Origin of the sequence: Luteibacter sahnii, from assembly GCF_034063545.1 — a bacterium.
In the GTDB taxonomy this organism is placed as follows: Bacteria; Pseudomonadota; Gammaproteobacteria; order Xanthomonadales; family Rhodanobacteraceae; genus Luteibacter; species Luteibacter sahnii.
Map to the genome: position 1 here is coordinate 755,479 of NZ_JAQLOK010000001.1, position 20,610 is coordinate 776,088.

18 protein-coding genes and 1 pseudogene are annotated in these 20,610 nt (G+C 68.2%); 7 read left to right on the forward strand and 12 right to left on the reverse strand.

The window, feature by feature from the left end:
* Window positions 1-367 precede the first annotated feature (367 nt).
* Genes PI246_RS03500 through PI246_RS03525 form a run of 6 tightly spaced genes read left to right on the forward strand, consistent with a single transcriptional unit; the run spans window position 368 to window position 7,315 of the window.
* Window positions 368-1,402: an N-acetylornithine carbamoyltransferase gene (locus tag PI246_RS03500; RefSeq protein WP_320549896.1), complete on the forward strand. Its 1,035-nt coding sequence runs from the start codon at window positions 368-370 to the stop codon at window positions 1,400-1,402.
* A gap of 40 nt (window positions 1,403-1,442) precedes the next feature.
* The gene (locus tag PI246_RS03505; protein ID WP_320549897.1) at window positions 1,443-2,645 is read left to right on the forward strand and encodes an argininosuccinate synthase; all 1,203 of its coding nucleotides are present in this window, start codon (window positions 1,443-1,445) and stop codon (window positions 2,643-2,645) included.
* A 6-nt stretch (window positions 2,646-2,651) separates the two neighbouring features.
* The gene (locus PI246_RS03510; RefSeq protein ID WP_320549898.1) at window positions 2,652-3,749 is read left to right on the forward strand and encodes an acetylornithine deacetylase; all 1,098 of its coding nucleotides are present in this window, start codon (window positions 2,652-2,654) and stop codon (window positions 3,747-3,749) included.
* On the forward strand, window positions 3,736-5,052 hold the full coding sequence (locus PI246_RS03515) for an acetylglutamate kinase (protein ID WP_320549899.1): 1,317 nt from the start codon (window positions 3,736-3,738) through the stop codon (window positions 5,050-5,052). Before PI246_RS03510 ends, PI246_RS03515 begins: the two co-directional genes overlap by 14 nt.
* Before the next feature lie 6 nt (window positions 5,053-5,058).
* A complete protein-coding gene (gene argC, locus PI246_RS03520) occupies window positions 5,059-6,006 on the forward strand; it encodes an N-acetyl-gamma-glutamyl-phosphate reductase (protein ID WP_320549900.1) in 948 nt (315 codons plus the stop codon).
* A 13-nt stretch (window positions 6,007-6,019) separates the two neighbouring features.
* On the forward strand, window positions 6,020-7,315 hold the full coding sequence (locus PI246_RS03525) for an argininosuccinate lyase (protein ID WP_320549901.1): 1,296 nt from the start codon (window positions 6,020-6,022) through the stop codon (window positions 7,313-7,315).
* Between the two features lie 96 nt (window positions 7,316-7,411).
* On the opposite strand, the gene kynU is transcribed toward PI246_RS03525, so the two are convergent.
* From kynU to PI246_RS03580, 11 genes and pseudogenes are all read right to left on the reverse strand, one after another.
* Complete coding sequence (kynU, locus tag PI246_RS03530; protein WP_320549902.1) at window positions 7,412-8,695, reverse strand: kynureninase; 1,284 nt, start codon at window positions 8,693-8,695, stop codon at window positions 7,412-7,414.
* A 4-nt stretch (window positions 8,696-8,699) separates the two neighbouring features.
* Window positions 8,700-9,194, reverse strand: coding sequence for a hypothetical protein (locus tag PI246_RS03535; protein ID WP_320549903.1), 495 nt, complete (start codon window positions 9,192-9,194; stop codon window positions 8,700-8,702).
* A gap of 88 nt (window positions 9,195-9,282) precedes the next feature.
* Window positions 9,283-10,308, reverse strand: coding sequence for an amidohydrolase family protein (locus PI246_RS03540; protein WP_320549904.1), 1,026 nt, complete (start codon window positions 10,306-10,308; stop codon window positions 9,283-9,285).
* A gap of 222 nt (window positions 10,309-10,530) precedes the next feature.
* Window positions 10,531-12,603 (reverse strand): FUSC family protein, encoded by a 2,073-nt coding sequence (locus PI246_RS03545; protein WP_320549905.1) that lies wholly within the window; start codon window positions 12,601-12,603, stop codon window positions 10,531-10,533.
* Between the two features lie 128 nt (window positions 12,604-12,731).
* The gene (efpL, locus tag PI246_RS03550) at window positions 12,732-13,295 is read right to left on the reverse strand and encodes an elongation factor P-like protein EfpL (RefSeq protein WP_320549906.1); all 564 of its coding nucleotides are present in this window, start codon (window positions 13,293-13,295) and stop codon (window positions 12,732-12,734) included.
* Between the two features lie 30 nt (window positions 13,296-13,325).
* Entirely contained in the window at window positions 13,326-14,093 is a 768-nt protein-coding gene (locus PI246_RS03555; protein WP_320549907.1) for an SDR family oxidoreductase, read from the reverse strand.
* A gap of 101 nt (window positions 14,094-14,194) precedes the next feature.
* Window positions 14,195-14,761: a GNAT family N-acetyltransferase gene (locus PI246_RS03560; protein ID WP_320549908.1), complete on the reverse strand. Its 567-nt coding sequence runs from the start codon at window positions 14,759-14,761 to the stop codon at window positions 14,195-14,197.
* Window positions 14,758-15,225: a GNAT family N-acetyltransferase gene (locus tag PI246_RS03565; protein ID WP_320550243.1), complete on the reverse strand. Its 468-nt coding sequence runs from the start codon at window positions 15,223-15,225 to the stop codon at window positions 14,758-14,760. The genes PI246_RS03560 and PI246_RS03565 overlap by 4 nt, the downstream gene beginning before the upstream one ends.
* Before the next feature lie 18 nt (window positions 15,226-15,243).
* A pseudogene (locus PI246_RS03570) lies at window positions 15,244-15,729 on the reverse strand (GNAT family N-acetyltransferase); the annotation flags it as partial.
* A gap of 124 nt (window positions 15,730-15,853) precedes the next feature.
* Window positions 15,854-16,747, reverse strand: a complete 894-nt coding sequence (locus PI246_RS03575; RefSeq protein WP_320549909.1) for a hydroxymethylglutaryl-CoA lyase — start codon at window positions 16,745-16,747, stop codon at window positions 15,854-15,856.
* Window positions 16,748-16,758: 11 nt separating this feature from the next.
* Window positions 16,759-18,753 (reverse strand): acetyl/propionyl/methylcrotonyl-CoA carboxylase subunit alpha, encoded by a 1,995-nt coding sequence (locus PI246_RS03580; RefSeq protein ID WP_320549910.1) that lies wholly within the window; start codon window positions 18,751-18,753, stop codon window positions 16,759-16,761.
* Between the two features lie 187 nt (window positions 18,754-18,940).
* Between PI246_RS03580 and PI246_RS03585 the strand changes: the two genes are divergently transcribed.
* Window positions 18,941-19,423: an FKBP-type peptidyl-prolyl cis-trans isomerase gene (locus PI246_RS03585; protein ID WP_320549911.1), complete on the forward strand. Its 483-nt coding sequence runs from the start codon at window positions 18,941-18,943 to the stop codon at window positions 19,421-19,423.
* A 60-nt stretch (window positions 19,424-19,483) separates the two neighbouring features.
* On the opposite strand, the gene PI246_RS03590 is transcribed toward PI246_RS03585, so the two are convergent.
* Window positions 19,484-20,551: a phospholipase A gene (locus tag PI246_RS03590; RefSeq protein WP_320549912.1), complete on the reverse strand. Its 1,068-nt coding sequence runs from the start codon at window positions 20,549-20,551 to the stop codon at window positions 19,484-19,486.
* Window positions 20,552-20,610: the final 59 nt, after the last annotated feature.

Genomic DNA, 20,610 nt, shown 5'->3' on the forward strand with positions numbered 1-20,610 from the left:
TCGGGCGAATGAGGCCATGACGTGATCGCGCGAGGTCACCCCTTCCCCTGCCGGGTGCCGGCTGGCACCGGGTCGCCGATACGATCGGCTTCCCACCCCGTCGGCGACCCATTGCGCAACGCACCAATCCACGGCATCATCGGGGTTCACTTCCTTCAGGCCCCGCCGTGTCCCACGCCGTCTACACCGCGATCGTCTTCACCAGCGCCCGTATGGCCGCAGGGATGACCTCGCGTGCTCGTCGACCGTACATCGGGTACTCGGCCGGGTAGGCTGTCGCGCGCGTTTCATTCGTCTCGACTAAAAACCCGGCCACGTGCCGGGTTTTTTCGTTTCCGGTTTCCCTTCCGCCCACCCCTGGACCGCCATGACCCCCCGCCATTTCCTTTCCACGCAGGATTACAGCCGCGCCGAGATCGATGCCCTGCTCGCGCAGGCCGCCGAGTTCAAGCGCTCGCCGCAGGGCCAGCAGATGGCGGGCAAATCCATCGCACTGGTATTTTTCAACGCCTCGATGCGCACCCGCACCAGCTTCGAGCTCGGCGCGTTCCACCTCGGCGGCCACGCCGTGGTGCTGTCGCCCGGCAAGGACGCGTGGCCCATCGAGTTTGACCTGGGCACCGTGATGGACGGCGACACCGAGGAACACATCGCGGAAGTGGCCCGGGTGCTGTCGCGCTATGTCGACCTCATCGGCGTGCGGGCCTTCCCGAAGTTCGTCGACTGGTCGGTCGATCGCCAGGACAAGGTGCTCGCCGGTTTCGCGAAGTACGCGACCGTGCCGGTCATTAACCTCGAGACCATCACCCACCCGTGCCAGGAACTGGCCCACGCGCTGGCCCTCAAGGAGCACCTGGGTGACCTGAGCCACAAGAAATACGTGCTCACCTGGACCTACCATCCCAAGCCGCTGAACACCGCCGTGGCCAATTCGGCGCTGCTGATCGCGACGAAAATGGGCATGGACGTCACCCTCTTGTGCCCGACGCCGGACTACGTGCTCGACGAGCGCTACATGGATTTCGCCCGACAGAACGCCGAGGAGAACGGCGGCTCGCTGCAGGTGTCGCACGACATCGAATCGGCCTACCGCGGCGCCCATGTCGTCTACGCGAAGAGCTGGGGCGCGATCCCGTACTTCGGTCGCTGGGACGAAGAAAAAGCCATCCGCGACGCGAACCGGCACTTCATCGTCGACGAGGCGAAGATGGCCCTTACCGACAACGGCCTCTTCAGCCACTGCCTGCCGCTGCGCCGGAACATCAAGGCCACCGACGCGGTGATGGATTCGCCCGCCTGCATCGCCATCGACGAAGCCGAAAACCGCCTGCACGTGCAGAAGGCGGTGATGGCGTCGCTGATAGCCACCGCCTCCGGCGCCAGGTCCGGCCTCGGTTTCTGATCTGATCTTTCCCTTTCGCCCTTACCGTTCCGGAGCCCGCATGTCCCACGATATCGTCCTCGCCTTCTCGGGCGGCCTCGACACCAGCTTCTGCGTCCCTTACCTCATGGAGCGCGGCTATGCCGTGCACACCGTGTTCGTCGATACGGGCGGCGTGTCCGCCGACGAGCGTGAGTACATCGAACAGCGCGCGAAGGAACTCGGCGCCGCCTCGCACCGCACCGTGGATGCCGCGCAGGCGATCTGGGACAGCTTCGTCACCCCGCTGATCTGGGCCGGCGAGTTCTACCAGGGCCAGTATCCGCTGCTCGTGTCGGACCGCTATCTCATCGTCAAGGCGTCGCTGGAGCGCTGCGACGAACTGGGCACCCGGTTCTTCGCGCACGGCTGCACGGGCATGGGCAACGACCAGGTGCGATTCGACCTCACCGTGAAGGCCCTGGGGGACTACACCATCGTGGCGCCGATCCGGGAGATCCAGCGCGAACACACCCAGGTCCGTGCCTACGAGCAGGCGTACCTTGAGGGCAAGGGCTTCGAGGTGCGCGCCAAGACCAAGCACTACACCATCAACGAGAACGTGCTGGGCGTGACGATCTCCGGCGGCGAGATCGACGCATGGGAGATCCCCGGCGAGGGGGCGGTGGGCTGGTGCGCGCCGCGGGCCGAATGGCCGGCCGAGCCGCTGCGCGTGGCGCTGGGCTTCGACAAGGGCGTAGCGACCTCGCTCAACGGCAAGCCGGCGTCGGGCCCGGAGATCCTCGGGTTTCTCAATCGCGAGCTGGCGAAGTATGGCGTGGGCCGCAGCACCTACACCGGCGATACCAACATCGGCCTGAAGGGCCGCATCGTGTTCGAGGCGCCCGCGCTGACCGCGCTGCTCACCGCGCACCGCGCGCTGGAGGAAACGGTGCTGTCCAAGCAGCAGAACCGTTTCAAGCCCGAGATCGGCCGCAAGTGGACGGAAGTGGCGTACGAGGGCTTTTTCAACGACCCGATCAAGGCCGACCTCGAAGCCTTCCTCGTCTCCACCCAGCGCAAAGTCGACGGCAAGGTGATCATCGAGACGCGCGGCGGCACCGTCTACGCGGTGAAGGTCGAGTCGAAGAATATCCTGCAATCGGCGCGTGCCACGTACGCGCAGGCCGCCGACTGGGGCGTGGCCGAGGCCGAGGGCTTCATCAAGCTCTACGGCATGAGCTCCACGTTGTGGGCGGAAGTCGATCGAGCCAACGGGAACTGACCCTCCATGGACACACTCCTCCAGGACACGCTGACCCATCTGCGCGCGCTCGTCTCGTACGACACGCGCAATCCGCCCCGAACCATCGGCACCGGCGGCATCTTCGACTACCTGCGCGAGCATCTGCCGGGGTTCCACGTCGAGGTGACCGATTTCGGCGCCGGTGCCGTCAACCTCTACGCGGTGCGCGGCACACCGAGGCACCTGTTCAACGTGCACCTGGACACCGTGCCCGACTCGCCGCACTGGACGGCCAGCCCGTTCGAGCTGCGCGTGGACGGCGAGCGTGCCGTGGGCCTGGGGGCTTGCGACATCAAGGGCGCCGCGGCGGCCCTCGTGGCCGTGGCCAACGCCACCGACGGCGACATGGCCCTGCTGCTCTCCACCGATGAAGAGGCCAACGATGCGCGTTGCATCGACGGCTTCCTGAAGACGCGTCGCGACTACGACGCCATCATCGTCGCCGAGCCCACCCGGGGCGAGGCGGTGCTGGCCCACCGTGGCATACACTCGGTGCAGATGCGTTTCCTCGGTCGCGCCGGGCACGCCTCGGGCGATCAGACACCTTCGGACAGCGCGCTGCACCAGGCCATCCGCTGGGGCGCGGCCGCGCTCGACCACGTGCAGGCGCTGTCGCACGCGCGTTTCGGCGGGCTCACCGGCCTGCGTTTCAACGTCGGCAAGGTCGAAGGCGGCATCAAGGCCAACATGATCGCCCCGACGGCCGACGTGCGCTTCGGCTTCCGTCCGCTGCCGTCCATGGATGCCGACGCGTTGCTGGAGACCTTCCGCACCCTGGTCGAGCCGCATCCGGTGGAATACGGCGAGACCTTCCGTGGCGACGCTTTGCCGGCGGGCGATGTCGCCACCGCCGAGACGCGCCGCCTTGCCGCGCGCGATCTCGCCGACGAACTGGGCATCCCGATCGGCAACGCGGTCGACTTCTGGACCGAGGCCGCGCTGTTCTCCCTGGCCGGCTATACCTCGTTCGTCTATGGCCCCGGCGACATCGCGCAGGCCCACACGGCCGACGAGTGGGTCGCTCTCGAACAACTCGGGCACTACGCCCGGACCATCCATCGGATCGTCAGTGGACACCAATAAGCACACCCGCAAGACCATCGTGCGCCTGCTCTCCGCCATGGGCAGCGCGCGCGAGATCCAGCAGTACCTCAAGCGCTTCTCCCAGCTCGACGCCTCGCGTTTCGCGGTGGTGAAGGTGGGTGGCGCGGTACTGCGCGACGAGCTTCCCGACCTCACCTCGTCGCTGTCGTTCCTGCAGCAGGTGGGCCTGACCCCGATCGTGCTACACGGCGCGGGCCCGCAGCTCGACGAAGAGCTGCAGGCGGCGGGCATCGAAAAGAAGACGGTCAACGGCTTGCGGGTCACCTCGCCCGAGGCGCTGGCGATCGTGCGCAAGGTGTTCCAGGCGCAGAACCTGCGCCTGGTCGAGGCCCTGCAGGAAGTCGGCACCCGCGCCACCTCGGTGCCGTCGGGCGTGTTCGCCGCCGACTTCCTCGATCCGCAGACGCTCGGCCTGGTCGGCCGCGTGCGGGAGATCAACCTCGCACCGATCGAAGCCAGCCTGCGCGCGGGCTCGATCCCGGTCATCGCCAGCCTGGGCGAGACCGACGCCGGCCAGATCCTCAACATCAACGCCGACTTTGCGGCGAACGAACTGGTGCGGGTATTGCAGCCGTACAAGATCGTGTTCCTCACCGGCACGGGCGGCCTGCTCGACGGCGACGGCAACGTCATCGATTCGATCAACCTCTCGACCGAATACGACCAGCTGCTGGCCCAGCCATGGCTGCATTCGGGTATGCGCCTGAAGATCGAGCAGATCAAGGATCTGCTGGACGATCTGCCGCTGACCTCGTCGGTGTCGATCACCCGGCCGTCCGAGCTGGCGAAAGAACTGTTCACCCACAAGGGCTCGGGCACGCTCGTGCGCCGCGGCGAACGGGTGCTGCGTTTCGAGAGCTGGGACGGCGTTGACCTCGCGCGCATGCGCCAGCTCATCGAATCCAGCTTCGGCCGCGCCCTCGTGCCGGACTACTTCGATCGCACCCGCCTGTATCGCCTGTACGTCTCGGAGAATTACCGGGCGGCCATGGTGTTGACCATGGAGGAGGGATTCGCCTACCTCGACAAGTTCGCCGTGCTCGACGACGCGCAAGGCGAGGGTCTGGGTCGCGCCGTATGGCAGGTGATGCACGACGAAAACCCGAAGCTGTTCTGGCGCTCGCGCCACGGTAACGCCATCAACCCGTTCTATTACGCGGAGTCCGACGGCTGCTACAAGCAGGCCCGTTGGAAAGTCTTCTGGTATGGCCTGGAGAGCTTCGTCGACATCGAACGCTGCGTCGCGCACTGCGCCACGCGTACGCCCACCCTGCAGGACTGAACCCCCATGTCCACCAAGACCATCGGCATCGTCGGCGCGCGCGGCCACACGGGCGCCGAACTGATCCGGCTGATCGCCCGGCACCCCTCGCTGACGCTGGCCTTCGTCTCGTCGCGCGAACTTGAGGGCCAGCGCCTGGCGGAGCACAACGACGTCTACCGGGGCGAGCTGCGCTACGTGAACCTCGACCCCGCCGGCGTGGCTGGACAGGGCGTGGACGTGGTGATCCTCGCGTTGCCCAACGGCAAGGCCGCTCCCTACGTGGAGGCGATCGACAAGGCCGGCGGCGACACGGTCATCGTCGACCTCTCCGCGGACTACCGTTTCGACGAGCGCTGGTACTACGGACTGCCCGAGCTGTACCGCGACCGCTGGCGTGGCGAGAAGCGCGTGAGCAATCCAGGTTGCTACGCCACGGCGATCCAGTGCTCGATCGCCCCGATCAAGGACCTCCTGGCCGCGCCGCCGGTGTCGTTCGGCGTCTCCGGCTACTCGGGCGCGGGCACCACGCCATCGGACCGCAACGATCCGGACAAGCTGCGCGACAACCTCATGCCTTATTCGCTCACCGGGCACATGCACGAGAAGGAAGCCAGCCGTCACCTGGGCCTGCCGGTGGAATTCATGCCGCACGTCGCGCCGCACTTTCGCGGCCTCACCGTAACCACCAACCTTTATCTGGCCAAGCCGCATCGTCGCGAGGACATCGTCCAGCGCTTCCAGTCGCGCTTCGACAGGGAGAAGCTCATCCACATCGTGGACGAGGCACCCTGGGTGAGCCGCATCGCGCACAAGCACCATCTGGAGGTGGGTGGCTTCGCGTTGTCGGCGGACGGCCGTCGCGTGGTCGTCGTCGCCACGCTCGACAACCTGCTCAAGGGTGCCGCCACCCAGGCCATGCAGAACGTCAACCGTTCGCTCGGCTTCGACGAACTCACCGCCATTCCGCTTTGAGGCTCCGCCACCCATGACCCAGCCGCTCTGGCAGAAATCCGACACCCAGGTCGACGCGCGCATCATGCGTTTCCTCGCCGGCAACGACGTGGTGCTCGACCGCGAGTTTTTCCTCCACGACATCACGGCGAGCAAGGCGCACGTCGAAGGACTCACCCATATCGGCGTGGTGTCGTCCGACGAGCGAGACGCGCTGCTGCGCGAGCTCGACGTGCTCGCGAACGATTTCCGCGCGGGCGATTTCATTCTCGATGAGCGGTTCGAGGACGGCCATTCGGCCATCGAGGCTCGCCTGACCGAACGACTCGGCGATGCCGGCCGCCGCGTGCACACGGGGCGCAGCCGCAACGACCAGATCCTGGTCGCCACGCGACTGTGGCTGAAAGAGCAACTCGGCACGCTCGAAACGCTGTGCCGCCGTATTGCCCAGGTGTGCCTCGACCGCGCGGCGGGCGACGCGCTGCCTATGCCCGGTTACACCCACATCCAGCGCGCCGTGGTGTCGTCGACGGGCATGTGGTTCGCCGCCTTCGCGGAGGCCTTCATCGACAACACCCTGCGCGCGCGCCAGGCGCTGGCGCTGATCGACGCCAATCCGCTCGGTACCGCCGCGGGCTATGGCGTCAACGTCAAGCTCGATCGCGCGCATACGACGGCGGTGCTCGGTTTCGCACGCATGCAGGTATCGCCGATCTACGCCCAGCTCTCGCGCGGCAAGTTCGAGATGGCCGCGCTCGACGCGGTGGGCACGGCGCTGCTCGACACCCGTCGCCTGGCGTGGGATCTCTCGCTGTTCACGACGGCCGAGTTCGATTTCGTGACACTTCCGGCGGAGTACACCACCGGTTCGTCGATCATGCCGAACAAGCGCAACCCTGACGTCGTGGAGTTGTTGCGCGCCAGCTATGCCAGCGTCGCTGCCGCACGTACGGAGATCGAGCAGTTGCTGTCGCTGCCGTCGGGTTACCAGCGCGACCTGCAGTTCTCGAAGGGGTCGTTGTTCCACGGCTTTTCCATGGGGTTGGGGGCGCTGGAACTGCTCCCCGACATGCTCGCCCGTTTCGAGTGGAAGGCCGGGAAGATGCGCGCCGCCATCGAACCGGCGATGTACGCCACCGACGTGGCTATCGAGCAGGCGGTGGCCGGCGTGCCGTTCCGTGACGCCTACCGTGCCGCGGCCGAAACCGCCGCCTCGGCGGGGGAGGGACGCACGCCCGAGTCCAGCCTCGCGGCGCGCACGTCGCCCGGCGCGGGGCACGATCTCATGCTCGACACGTTGCGTGCCCGTCTCCAGGCGTTTGACGCGTAGATCGTAAAGGCAGGGAGGTGCCGGCTGGCGCCGGATCGCCGATGCGGTCGGTTCCCACCCCTTCGGTCGTCCCGGTGGATGACCGATGGGACACGTTTACGCCGTAACGCTCCGCCGCCATGCTTCGATGGTCTCGACCGCGCCAAAACAATCCGCATAGCGGTTGTAAAGCGGCGTCGGCGAGAGCCGGATCACGTCGGGTTCGCGCCAGTCGCCGATGACGCCGTGGCGTTCGAGGTGCTCGAACAGGGCGCGCCCGGCGTCGCGTCCGGCGCGTACGCGGATCGACAATTGCGCGGCGCGTTGCGCTGGATCGTTCGGCGTCACGATATCCAACACGTCATCCAGCCGGGAGCGGATGAGCCAGTCCAGGTAGGCGGTGAGGCGGCGGCTCTTTGACGAGAGCGCGGTCATGCCCGCGCGGTGAAAGACGTCGAGCGACGCGCGCAGGGGAGCCAGTGCCATGATCGGCGGGTTGGAAAGCTGCCAGCCGTCGGCACCGGGCGTGGGCACGAACGTGGGGCCCATCTGGAAGCGCGTGGTCTTGTCATGGCCCCACCAGCCAGCGAAACGCGGTACGTCGGCGCGGGCGTGGCGCTCATGCACGAAGGCACCCGCGACCGCGCCCGGCCCGGCGTTGAGGTATTTGTAAGTGCACCACACGGCGAAGTCGGGGCCGTCGTCGTGCAGGGTCAGCGGCAGGTTGCCCACGGCGTGGGCCAGGTCGAACCCCACGGCACATCCGGCGGCGTGCCCGAGCGAAACGATGCGGGCGAGATCGAACACCTGGCCGGTGCGGTACTGGATGCCAGGAAGCAGGATCAGCGCCACGCGGTGGCCGTGCTCGGCGATGGCCTGTTCGATGGCCTGCATCGACAGCGTGCCGCCGGGACCGTCCGGATGAAGCTCGATCAGGTCGCGCGCCGGGTCGAAACCATGGAAACGCACCTGCGATTCCAGCGCGTAACGGTCGGTGGGGAACGCGCCGGCCTCCATCAGGATCGCGGGGCGTTCCGCCGTCGGCCGGTAGAAGCTCACCATCATCAGGTGCAGGTTGACGCCCAGCGAGTTCATGGCGACCACTTCGTGGGGCAGCGCGCCGACCACCTCGGCCATCGTGTCGCGTACGTACTCGTGATAGTGCATCCACGGCGAGCGGCCGCGGAAGTGCGCCTCGACGGCCAGATTCGACCAGTCGTCGAGTTCCGCCTGCAATGCCGCCGCCACGCCCTTCGGTTGTAAGCCGAGGGAATTGCCGCAGAAATACAGGGCATCGCGCCCGTCATGCGGCGGAATGTGGAATTCGTCGCGGAAGGCGCGCAGCGGATCGGCGGCATCCTGGGCCTCGGCCCAGGTGCGGGAACATTCGAAGTCGGTCATGGGATCAGGACGGCATGCTGGCGGCGACGTCGGCGCAGCCCTTGTCGAAGGCGGCGCTGAATTTCGCATCGCCGGTGGGTCGGACGCAACGGAGCTGGATGGCGTAGCCGTTGGCGTAGAAGTAGCGCTCGTCATACGACAGCTTCACGGGGCCTTCCTTCGCGCTGTAGACGTTCTGGGTCGGCTGCTTCGCGGTGCCCGCCTGGTAGTCCGTCAGCTGGCTGGCCCGGTTGCGATACTCCTTGTCGAACTGCTGGAAGGCGATAAGACTGGACGCCTTGCGCACGGTGACGGACACCCGGGCGAGCGTGGCATCGGCGTTGGCTGATCCCGGCACCTGGAAGACCTGCGCCTCGGTGTCTTCCGATTGCGACTGCATGATCGTCATCCATCCGTCGGGGACGTGGAAGCGGACATCGCCGTTGGCCATGCTGACGTCGGTGGCGAACGCGGGCGCGCTGGCGAGCGCGATCACAAGAAGGGACAGCGGGCGTCTCACGTCGGTTTCCCCTGGAACGAATGGCGGCTCGGTGGACGCATTCTGGCACAAGCGCGCCACGGGGCTCGTGCGGCGCCTGTGCGCCACGTCACGCCCCGGCGGCGGCTGCCTGGAACCGCGCCAGTGGCACGCCGAGCCATGCCAGCGCGGTCCCGTGGAAGAGGCGGGCACGCGTCGTGTCGTCCAGGCCCAGCGCGTCGATGCCGCTGCCTGGCGACTGCTCGCCCAGGGGAAAGGGGTAGTCTGTGCCGAGCATCACCCGGTCGCTGCCGACGGTGTCCAGGAGATAGCGCAGGGCGCGGTCGTCGTGCACGCACGAGTCGAAAAACAGCTGCGGGAAATACGCGCGCGGGTTGCGGGCGTTGTCGGTGGCGACGAGGTCGGGGCGCATGCGGAAGCCGTGTTCGATCCGGCCGATGGTGTAGGGAAAGCTACCGCCGCCGTGGGCGAGCATCACCCTCAAGGAAGGCAGGCGTTCGAGCACGCCGCCGAAGATCAGCGAGCACGCCGCGCGCGACTGCTCCGCCGGCATGCCGACCAGCCAGGGCAGCCAGTACCGTGGCATGCTGTCGGCGCCCATCATGTCCCACGGATGCACGAGGATCGCCGCGCCCAGGTCGGCCGCCGCCTCGAAGAAGGGGAAAAGCTCCGGTGCGTCGAGGTTCCAGTCGTTGCAGTGCGAGCCGACCTGCACGCCTTGCAGGCCAAGTTCGCCGATGCAGCGTTCCATTTCGCGGATCGCCAGATCGGGAGACTGCAACGGCACGGTGCCGATACCCGCGTAGTGCCGGGGGTGGTCGGCGCAGATGGCGGCCATGGCATCGTTCAGGTGTCGGTGAAGCTCGAGCGCCTGGTGCCCCTTGGCCCAGTAGGAGAACATCACCGGCACGGTGGAGATGACCTGCACGCCCACGCCGAAGCGGGCGTAGTCGGCCGTGCGCAGGACGGGATCGAAGGCGGACTCCCAGACTTCGCGGAAGAATTTGCCATCCTTGTAGATGCGATGCCGCCCATCGGTGTGCGTCATGACCGGGAAGCGCGGATCGGCGAAACGGGCCGCCAGATCGGGCCAGTCGCGAGGGAGGATATGCGCGTGGGTATCGATCTTCAGCATGGCCCGAGTGTAGGCCCGGGTGTCGGGCGATGCCTCTGGCAGTGCAGCATGGGCCGCTCCCACCCGCGCCTTGTAGCGACCGAAGGGGAGGAGCCGACCGCATCGGCGATCCCGCGCCAGCCGGCATCGTGCGAGCGACGGCAGCGTTCGACCGTGGCGACCCTGAGGGTTCGTGGACACGGCCCGCATCGACCCGTGCCCTGCGCATCCGCCGTGCAGCTATCAGGCGGGTGCCGCGCTGCGCCGGGTCACCACGTGGGCGATGGTATCGACGTTATCGGTAAGGCGATCGGTGAGGCGGCCGATCGCGTCGGCGAACTCGCGATCCTTCACGCGAGCGAGGGTGTCCACCAAGGCGCGCTGGTGCTCGCGCAGCATCGGCGGCGCGGTCACCGCCTCCGCCTGCATGAGCGCCTCGGCCTGCCGGCGCAACGCGATCGACGATTCGCCCAGGAAAGGCCCGACATGCTCCCACTCGGCCGGCACGTCGCTCGCGTCGATCAATGCCTCGAGCGTCATCGCCGTACGCGCTACGCGATTGCCGTTGGCATAGAGCGTCTCGGCCAGTTCTTGCAGCACGGCGGGCGTGCCCGGCTCGGCGCGCATGCGGTCGACCGATGCCAGCGCGTTCGTGCGCGCCGTGCGCGTGGCCATGCGCACGCCGTGACGTCGGGCCCGATCGTCCGGCCCGGCGAGCGCGTCGAGGTAGTCCGCGTAGGCGCGGAGCATGTCCGACAGCGCATGGCGTGCCCGGTGCCGCTCCCACGACGGCCACAGTACGTAAGCGATGAGGGCGAGGCCGCTGCCCAGCGCGGTATTGAGCACCCGGTCGTACATCGCCGCATCCGGGTCGACGCCTTCGAACGACAGCAGCACCACCACGGTGCCGGTGAGCGCCGTGACGGCGATACCGTAGTGCGCGCCCGCGAGGTAGCGGAACGCCACGCACAGCACGCCCATCACGGCGATGTGCGCCCACACCTCGTCGGGCGTGATGCGCAGCAGGAATGTCGTGAGCACGAGGCCAAGCACCGTGCCGACCACGCGCAAGAGGCCAAAGTTGAAGGTGGCGGCGAAGTCCGGGCGCAACACGATCGCGGCGGTCATCGGCAGCCAATAGCCATGCGGCAGGCCGAAGTGCCGCGACAGCACGAAGGCCAGCGCCAGCAACACCGCGCATCGCACCGCATGGCGGAAGGCGACCGAGCCCGGCGTGATGTTCGCGCGCAGCGTGGCCAGCGCCGACGCGCTGCGCAAGGTCTCGGGAAGCATGGTTTCGGCGCGCTGCGCCCGCTCTTCGCCGCGGCTGCCGGCCCAGTTCGCGTTACGGACCACCGCGGCCAACTGCCCCGAAAGCGCCTGGATGTGCGCCGTGAGCCCCAGGCCTGTCACGCCGCCGAGCAGGGCGCGCTCGCTGGCGCGCAGCGTGGCCAGGGCCCGTTCGGCGCGCTGCGGCGGCTCCGCGGCATCGATCGCCTCGGCCACCGCCGTCAGCACGCGCGCGGCGTCGTGGCGGAACATCTCGCCCATGCCGTCGCGTCGGGTTTCCAGTTCGGCCATGGCGATCAGTTCGAGACGGATACGCTCGGCGAGGTCGAGCAGCACGCGGAACGCCTCCATCGCGCGACCGTGCGCGTGGTGCCGCCCCAGCAGGGTGTCCTGGAGCACGTTCATGGCGTCGCTCAGCCCGGGCGCCTCGCCGTCTTTCTGCGGCTTGCGGGCCAGGTCGGCGAGGCCACGATAGACCCCGGCCAGCGCCATGCGCTCGGGCCGATAGCGCTGCAATGGCCATTCGGCGATGGAAAACAGCGCCAGCAACATGCCGCCCGCGAAGATGAGCAGGCCGCCATAGAGCGCGTGGGGAAGGTCGGTCGGCGTGGCCGCCGTGATCACGAGCAGCAACATGCTCGTCATGCCCACGCGGGCGATATCCGGGCCGAACACCACGAGCAGTCCGCCGAAGAAACCGCAGACGATGCAGGCCAGCGTCATTGGCAGGATCAGCCCGCCGATGAGAAAGCCCACCAGCGAGGCCGCGCCGGCGGCGAGCGCGGCGAGCAGCAGGCGGATGAGGCGTTGCTGGTAGGGACCGGGCTGGTCCGAAAACATGGTATCGAGCGCACCGGCGGCGATGCCGATGCCGATCTCGTGATGGCCGGTGTAGATGCCCAGCGCCAGCGGAAGCACGACGGCCGCCGTGTTGCGCAGCGCGACGCGCATGGGGACGTCGGGACGCTTCGTCCGGATCAGCGTGTCGATGACGCTGGCGCGGAACGAATAGCGGTGGGTGGTCATGGAAACACGGGAGGTGGGAGGCGGGAAGGGGGGACGCATCGTCGAACGCGAAAGGGTATCCCCGGCGCCATGAATGCCGCGTCACTCACCGGACGTGTTTCCCGGTGTCCCACCTCCCGCCCCGGGCGTCACGCGCGTCCTGCGAATTCGCCGGTCAGCGTGTTCACCGTGACCTTTTCGCCGTTGGTGATGTATTCCGGTACCTGCACTTCGATGCCGGTGTTGAGCCTGGCCGGCTTGTTGCGTTTGGTGGCGCTGGAGCCCTTCAGCTCGGGCGCGGTATCGACCACGGTGAGCACGACGCTGCTGGGCACCTGCAGGCCGACCGGCGCATCGTCGATCACCTGCACGTAATAGCCGTCGACGCCTTCCACGACGTAGCCGGCGTTATCGCCGACGACGTCGGCGCCGAGGGTGTACTGGGTGTAGTCCTCGTCGTCCATGAAGACGAACGCGTCGCCGTCCATGTACGAAAACTTCGCCTGGCGGCGGGCGAGGTCGACTTCCTTGAGGTCGTCGTCGGCGCGCAGGCTCAGGTCGAACTTGCGGTTGCCGGGGATCGAGTAGAGCGTGAAACGGAAGGTCACGTTGCCGCCGCGCGCAGTGGGCGCGCTGCGCTCGATGTCGCGAACCTGGTACACGGTGCCGTCGTTCTCGACGACGTTACCCTTTTTTACTTCGGATGCTTTCATGGCGAGGATGCCGTCACAGGGTGGAGGAAATCACTTCGGGGCGAGGCGCACGGCGCCGTCGAGGCGGATCGTCTCGCCGTTGATGTAGCGGTTGGCCAGGATGAAGGCGACGAGCTCGGCGAACTCGTCCGGCTTGCCCAGGCGCGACGGGAACGGGATGGACGCCGAGAGCGACTCCTGCACCTGCGGCGGCATGCCGTCGACCATGGGTGTCCAGAAGATGCCCGGCGCGATCGTGTTCACGCGGATGCCGAATCGCGACAGCTCTCGCGCCATGGGCAGCGTCATCCCGACCACGCCGCCCTTGGACGCCGAATAGGCGGCCTGGCCGATCTGGCCTTCGTACGCGGCCACGGACGCCGTGTTGACGATGACGCCGCGTTCGCCGTCGTCGCCCGCCGCGTTGGACTGCATGAGCTGGGCGGCCGCCTTGGCGACGTTGAAGCTGCCGACGAGGTTGACCATCACCGTGGTGGCGAAGGTCGACAGGGGCATCGGGCCTTCCTTGCCGAGTACGCGGCCTGCGCCGAGGATGCCCGCGCAGTTCACCACGGTATTGAGCCCGCCCATGGCCTGGCTCGCGGCGGCCACGTTGGCCACGACGCCGTCTTCGGAGGTCACGTCGGTGCGCTGGAAGCTCGCGTTCGGCCCGAGCGCCGCGACGGCGGCGTGACCCTTGGCTTCATTGACGTCGAAGAGCGCGACGTGGGCGCCGGCGGCGACCAGTCGCTGGGCCACCGCGTGGCCGAGACCCGAGGCGCCACCGGTGATGACGGCCTTGACCTGTTCGAGCTGCATGGAAACTCCAGGGATGCGTGGGCAAAGAGCCCCAGTTTAGCCGACGCCGTCGCGGGCCGATGTGGCGCCGCCGCATATCGCCGGCTCCGCGAGATGTCGTCTCACGTCGCCAGCAGGTCGTCCAGGCCGCCGCGCGCCGCGAGCTCGGCGAAGGGCGTCACCGGCACCGGAGGCACGTCCGGTTCGCTGAGGAACCGGCTCCATACGCCTACGTCCCACCAGCGCCCCAGTTTGTATCCCGCCTTCGGCCAGACGCCCGCCGGGGCGAAGCCCATCGTTTCGTGCATCGCGACGCTGCTCTGGCCGGGCAGGGTGATCACGCCCACGGCCTGGTTGATCCCCTGGCGCGCCATGACGTCGAGCAGGCGGCCGTAGAGGCGGCGCGCGATTCCTCGGCGGCGGGCATCCTCGTGCACATAGATCGAGGTCTCGGCGATCCAGTCGTAGGCCGCGCGCTCGCGGAACCGGCCCGCGTAGGCGTAGGCGAGCACGTGGCCGTGCTCCTCCCACACCAGCCAGGGGTGGTGCGCCAGGCGCGCGCGGATCCGTCCGCGCATGGCTTCGTCGCCGGGCAGTTCGGTCTCGAAGGTGATCGCGCTGGTTTCCACCACCGGCGCGTAGATGGCGTGGCAGGCGGCGGCGTCGGCCTCCGTGGCGATGCGGATCACAGGGTCTTCTCCATGAAGATGCTGGTGGCATTGGCGCGGTAATCGCCGAAGGGCGGGCAGCGGCGGTAGCCCGCCCGCTCGTAGAGTTCGATCGACTCCGTCAGCGCCGTGGCGGTCTCGAGCTTCACCGTGCGGCCGCCGCTGCGACGCACCTGGTTTTCCAGGGCCTCCAGCATCTGCTTGCCCAGGCCCATGCCGCGACAGGCGGGCAGCACGTACATGTATTTCAGCTCGACATAGTCGGCATGGCCGACGCTCGCGCCGCAGGCCAGCGGCGTGCCGTCCACGCGTGCGGTCATGAAGGTGACGTGCGGTCGCTGCAGGCTGTCGACGGTGACCGTCGGCGGTACCGCGGGGTGGGCGAGGTCGGAGAGGTAGCCGTGCAACTGCTCGATGAGCGGCAGCACGTCGGGCCGGCCCGGCTCGTCCACCGCGAATGCCAGCGACGGCGGCTTCGGTGCCACGATGAGGTCGCCGTCGTTGAGCCCGCGAAGGTAGAAACGGTCGCAGCTGAAGTGCCCGGTGCCGCCCATCGGGGCGTCGATACGGGTGAATCCGTGGCGCTGGTAGAGCGCTTGGGCGGCGTCCATGCCGGTGAGCGTTTCGAGGTAGCAGCGCGAGAAGCCGGCACGACGCGCGGCATCCAGGCACAGGCGCATCAGCCTCGTGGCCGCACCGGTGCCGCGCGCTTCCGGCAGGAAGTACATCTTGCGCAGCTCGCAGGTCTCGTCGTCGCCGCCGTCCAGCGGCGCGATGCCGGCGCCGCCGACCACGCGGCCCTCGCTCTCGACGACGAAGTAGGCGCGCCGCGGCACGGCGTAGGCCGCGGACATGGCGTCCACCTCGGGATCGTGGAGGGCGAAACCCGGACCATCCGCGCCGAATTCCGGCATGACGTGACGGATGACGGCGGCAACCTGGGCGTCGTCGCGCGGTTGGATGGGGCGGAGGATGAGTTCGGAGGGCATGGGGCGATGCTGCCATGTCCGGGGGCGCGTCGTCATCGCTTCGTTGCGTTTCGCACGCGGCGCGCGCTCCGGCACGTGAACGTGCGAGCGCGCCCTGCGCGCGAACGGTCGCGCCGACGAGGCCTCACGCCGCCGTGCGTGCCCGCGTGACCTTGCTCGCGGTGTCCTTCCTGAGCTGCGTCGCCAGCCACGCACCGGTGTCGATGAGCCGGTCGAGGTCGACGCCGGTGCGCATGCCCATCCCGTGCAGCATGTAGACCACGTCTTCGCTGGCCACGTTGCCCGAAGCGCCCTTGGCGTAGGGGCAGCCGCCCGTGCCCGACACCGCGCTGTCGACCACGCGCACCCCTTCGTCGAGGCAGGCGAGGAGGTTGGCCAGCGCCTGGCCGTAGGTGTCGTGGAAGTGCACCGCCAGCGCGGCCATCGGCACCTCCGACGCCACCGCGCGAAGCATCGCGCGCGCCTTCGCGGGGGTGCCCACGCCGATCGTGTCGCCAAGCGATATCTCGTGGCAGCCCAGGTCATGCAGGCGTCGTGCGACGCGGACCACGTCGCCCACGGGCACCTCGCCCTGGTAGGGGCAACCCAGCACCGTCGACACATAGCCACGCACCGCCACGCCGTCGGCGCGCGCCCGGTCCATCACGGGCACGAAGCGGTCGATCGACGCGTCGATCGACGCGTTGATGTTCTTCTGGTTGAACGCCTCGGAGGCGGCGGTGAACACAGCCACCTCGGTCGCGCCTACCTCGCGCGCCCGCTCGTATCCCTGCAGGTTCGGCACCAGCACCGGGTAGGCGACGCCGGGCACCTTGTGGATGCCGGCGAACACCTCGGCGGCGTCGGCCAGCTGCGGCACCCATTTGGGGCTGACGAAGCTGGTCGCCTCGATGGTGGCGAGGCCGGTCGCCGACAGGCGATCGATCAGCGCGATCTTCACCGCGGCGGGCAGGAGGATCGTTTCGTTCTGGAGGCCGTCGCGGGGACCGACTTCGACGATGCGTACGTGATCGGACATGGCGTTTGCCTTCATGCCGGTTCGGCGAAACGGACGAGGACGCTGTCGGCGTCCACGAAGTCGCCCTGCGCGGCGGAGATCGACTCGATGGTGCCGTCACGCGGCGCCTTCAAGGCCAGTTCCATCTTCATCGCCTCCATCACGAGCAGTTCCTGGCCTTCGACCACCGCATCGCCGGGTGCGGCGCGCACCAGCACGATGCGTCCGGGCATCGGTGCCACGACATGGCGCGCCGCATCGCCGGCGGCCCCGGCCCACGCGTAGGCCGGGGCACGCTCGAACACCCAGCGGTGGCCGTGTTCGTCGTGCACGCGCGCCCTCGGACCGCGCAGGGCCAGGGGCAGGCGACGGGCCTGATCGTCGAAGCGTGCCGAGAGGATGCCATCGGCCAAGCGGGCTCCCGAGACGGTGCAGGTGGCCTCGCCCTGGGTGAGCACGTAGTGCCCGTCGTGGCCGTGTGCCTCGATCTCGTGCCGCGTATCGCCCTCCAGCAGCGCCACCACGCGCTTGCCGGCATGGCCGATCCGCCACGCGTCGGCGGCGGCCCAGGGCGAGTGCGGGTCGCCTGCCGGGGCGGCGTGCTCGGACTCGTCCGCCAGCAGCATCGCCACGGCGGCGGCGAAGCGCTCGGTCGCGCCCGCGTGGGTGTCGCCGGTGAGGAACTCGTCCAGGTGACGGTCGAGGTAGCCCGTGTCGATCCGGCCTTCCACCACCACCGGGTGGCTGGCGAGCCGTTCGAGGAAGGCCACGTTGGATTTCGGCCCGACGATGTCGGTGAGCGCGAGGGCGTCGCGCAGCCGTTGCAGGGCACTGGGACGGTCGACGTCATGCACGATGAGCTTGGCGATCATCGGGTCGTAGAAGATGGTGACCGTGTCGCCGGCCACCACGCCCCCGTCCAGGCGCACATGGCGCGACGGCGCGGGCAGGTCGAGCGCCGCGAGGCGGCCCGAACCCGGGAGGAAGTTCGCCTCGGGATCTTCGGCGTACAGCCGCACCTCGATCGCGTGCCCGCGTGCGTGCACCTGCTCCTGGCGCAGGGGCAGCGGCTCCCCCGAGGCGACCCGCAACTGCCACTCGACCAGGTCGAGACCGAGGGTTTCTTCGGTCACCGGGTGCTCGACCTGCAGGCGGGTGTTCATTTCCATGAAGAAGAACTCGCCATCCTGGCCCACGATGAATTCGACGGTGCCGGCGCCGACGTAGTCCACCGCCCGTGCCGCCGCGACGGCGGCCTCGCCCATGCGGGCCCGGCGGTCGGCATCGAGGAAGGGCGAGGGCGTTTCTTCCAGCACCTTCTGGTAACGACGCTGTGCCGAACACTCCCGCTCGTTGAGATGGATGACGTTGCCGTGGGTATCGCCGAACACCTGGAATTCGATGTGCCGCGGATGGTCCACGTAGCGTTCGAGGATGACGCGGGTGTCGCCGAACGCATTGGCGGCCTCGCGCTGGGCCGAGGCGAGGGCGTCGGCGAAGGCGTCTGCGTCGCGCACGATGCGCATGCCCTTGCCGCCACCGCCGGCCGCGGCCTTGATCATCAGCGGGAAGCCCGTGCGCGCGGCTTCGTCGGCCAACCGGGCGGGGTCCTGGTCGTCGCCGTGGTAGCCCGGCACGAGGGGCACGGTGTGCTTCTCCATCAGCGCCTTGGCGGCCGCCTTGGAGCCCATCGCGTCGATGCTTTCCGGCCGGGGGCCGATGAAGGCGATGCCGGCCGCCGCGCAGGCTCGCGCGAAATCCGTGTTTTCCGAAAGGAAGCCATAGCCCGGGTGGATCGCCTGGGCACCGGTCCGGCGGGCGACCTCGATGATGGCGTCGCCACGCAGGTAGGACTCCGCCGGCCGGGGGCCACCGATGGGCCAGGCCTCGTCGGCGAGGCGGACGTGCTGCGCGTCGGCGTCCGCGCTGGAGTACACGGCCACGGTGCGGATGCCGAGCCGGCGGCAGGTCCGGATCACGCGGCAGGCGATCTCGCCGCGATTGGCGATGAGAATGCAGTCGAACATGCGGCTCCCGGCGGTGCGAAAGAGGGGGATGGGAAAACCCCGAAAGCTAGCAGAATCGCGTCGCGCGGCGGGTTGCGCCGCAGCATCGCCGGGCGCGCCGATTTGCAGTGAGGGGGCGCGTCGCCTAGCCTTGGAGGTCCGCCGGTGCCGTGCGCGCCGGCCTTTTCCCCAGCAAAGCGAGAATTTCATGCAGATCGCCGACCGCAACGTCGTTTCCTTCCACTACACGCTGACCGACGACCAGGGCGCGGTCATCGACAGCTCGGAAGGACGCGAGCCGCTGGCTTACATCCATGGCGAAGGCCATATCGTGCCGGGCCTGGAGAAGGAGCTTGCCGGCAAGCAGGCCGGCGACAAGTTCAAGGTGGACGTGGCGCCCGAAGAAGGCTACGGCCCCCGCCACGACGAGCTGATCCAGGTCGTGCCGCGCGCCGCCTTCCAGGGCGTGGAAGACCTCCAGGTGGGCATGCAGTTCCAGGGTCGCAACGATCAGGGCAGCATCAACGTCACCGTCAGCAAGATCGAGGGCGACAACGTCACGGTCGACGGCAATCACCCGCTCGCCGGCCAGACGCTGCACTTCGACGTGGAAATCACCCACGTGCGCGAAGCCACCGACGACGAGATGGCCCACGGCCACGTCCACGGTGAAGGTGGCCACCACCATTGAGCGACGCCCGGTGACGCGTGAGCCGGCCCGGCTCACGCGTCACTGGCGGCGCGAGGCGCCTCAGTACCAGTCCAGCAGCGACACGCCCACGCCGAGGTAGCTCGCCCGGTGGTTGTAGTCGATCATGCTTTCGCCGTAGCCGTTGAATGCCTCCAGGAAACCGCGCAGGTTGCCCACGAGCGGGAAGCTCCACGTGAATCGCAGCGAACCATGCGAGCGGTCGCCGGACCGGAACGAATGGCGGGCGGCGAGGGCGAATTCGTTGCGGCCCAGTTCGTGCACCACCTGGATTTCGCCGCGGCCCATGTAATCCTGGATGTCCGGGTTGTCGTCGTTCTTGCGGTCTTCCGGAATACGCCACCACGGACGCAGCATCACCGTCCAGCCTTCGCGTTCGAAGCCGATGTCGGCGACCACACGGTTCCAGCTGCGTGACAGCGGATCGGCGCGGCCGTTGGACTGGTGATTGATGCCGATGCTCGCCAGGCGGCCGGTCCACCCGAAAATCTCGTAGTTCGTCGCGAACGCGAGCAGCAGTTCCGGTTCGTAGTTGGTCTCGCGGAACGGGCGCGAGTTTTCCTTGTTGTAGACCTGCCAGCGGGACGACTGCGTGTAGCCCACCCACAGGTCGCCGTTGTTGCCGAACAGGTTTTCGCCGATCTTCGTCTTGAGCGAAATCTGGAACTTCGCCTCGGTGCGATCCAGGTCCTGCGGCGTGCTCACCGTATGGTCGGGCGCGGGGCTGTGCGGCGTGTCGTTCTGACGCGACGCCATGAACACGGGCAGCACGTAGGTGGGGCGATAGCCGCGCAGGTTGAACGTGCCCAGCTTCGATTCCGGCGAGAGCTCCCAGCGGCTGTCGAGCAGCGACAGCGGTCGCTTGACGTCGTGCGAATCGCGCGTGGCCACGTCGACGCTGACGGTGTCGGCCTTGTCGTCCGTTTTCTTTGCCGCCTGCGGCATCTGCGTGCGGCCCACCGCCTTGTCGTAGCAGAGCAGGCGCTGCGCGTCGGTCTCGATCCCGGAGCAGGCGCGGATGTCGGTTGGGCTGGGGTTCTGCGCGAGCGCGGCGGTCGCGGAGAGGCAGGCATAGGCGCCGAGGACGCCCGCCACGGTGAAACGCTTCATTGGATCGCTCCCTGGGTCCGGCCGGATCGCCGGAGGAAGCGGAGTGTATCCACCGTGCA

Excerpts from the sequence above, each read along its gene's own strand:
- PI246_RS03500 (WP_320549896.1), top strand. The coding sequence starts at position 368 with ATGACCCCCCGCCATTTCCTTTCCACGCAGGATTACAGCCGCGCCGAG.
- PI246_RS03505 (WP_320549897.1), top strand. The coding sequence starts at position 1,443 with ATGTCCCACGATATCGTCCTCGCCTTCTCGGGCGGCCTCGACACCAGC.
- PI246_RS03510 (WP_320549898.1), top strand. The coding sequence starts at position 2,652 with ATGGACACACTCCTCCAGGACACGCTGACCCATCTGCGCGCGCTCGTC.
- argC (WP_320549900.1), top strand. The coding sequence starts at position 5,059 with ATGTCCACCAAGACCATCGGCATCGTCGGCGCGCGCGGCCACACGGGC.
- PI246_RS03525 (WP_320549901.1), top strand. The coding sequence starts at position 6,020 with ATGACCCAGCCGCTCTGGCAGAAATCCGACACCCAGGTCGACGCGCGC.
- kynU (WP_320549902.1), bottom strand. The coding sequence starts at position 8,695 with ATGACCGACTTCGAATGTTCCCGCACCTGGGCCGAGGCCCAGGATGCC.
- PI246_RS03540 (WP_320549904.1), bottom strand. The coding sequence starts at position 10,308 with ATGCTGAAGATCGATACCCACGCGCATATCCTCCCTCGCGACTGGCCC.
- PI246_RS03545 (WP_320549905.1), bottom strand. The coding sequence starts at position 12,603 with ATGACCACCCACCGCTATTCGTTCCGCGCCAGCGTCATCGACACGCTG.
- efpL (WP_320549906.1), bottom strand. The coding sequence starts at position 13,295 with ATGAAAGCATCCGAAGTAAAAAAGGGTAACGTCGTCGAGAACGACGGC.
- PI246_RS03555 (WP_320549907.1), bottom strand. The coding sequence starts at position 14,093 with ATGCAGCTCGAACAGGTCAAGGCCGTCATCACCGGTGGCGCCTCGGGT.
- PI246_RS03575 (WP_320549909.1), bottom strand. The coding sequence starts at position 16,747 with ATGTCCGATCACGTACGCATCGTCGAAGTCGGTCCCCGCGACGGCCTC.
- PI246_RS03580 (WP_320549910.1), bottom strand. The coding sequence starts at position 18,753 with ATGTTCGACTGCATTCTCATCGCCAATCGCGGCGAGATCGCCTGCCGC.
- PI246_RS03585 (WP_320549911.1), top strand. The coding sequence starts at position 18,941 with ATGCAGATCGCCGACCGCAACGTCGTTTCCTTCCACTACACGCTGACC.
- PI246_RS03590 (WP_320549912.1), bottom strand. The coding sequence starts at position 20,551 with ATGAAGCGTTTCACCGTGGCGGGCGTCCTCGGCGCCTATGCCTGCCTC.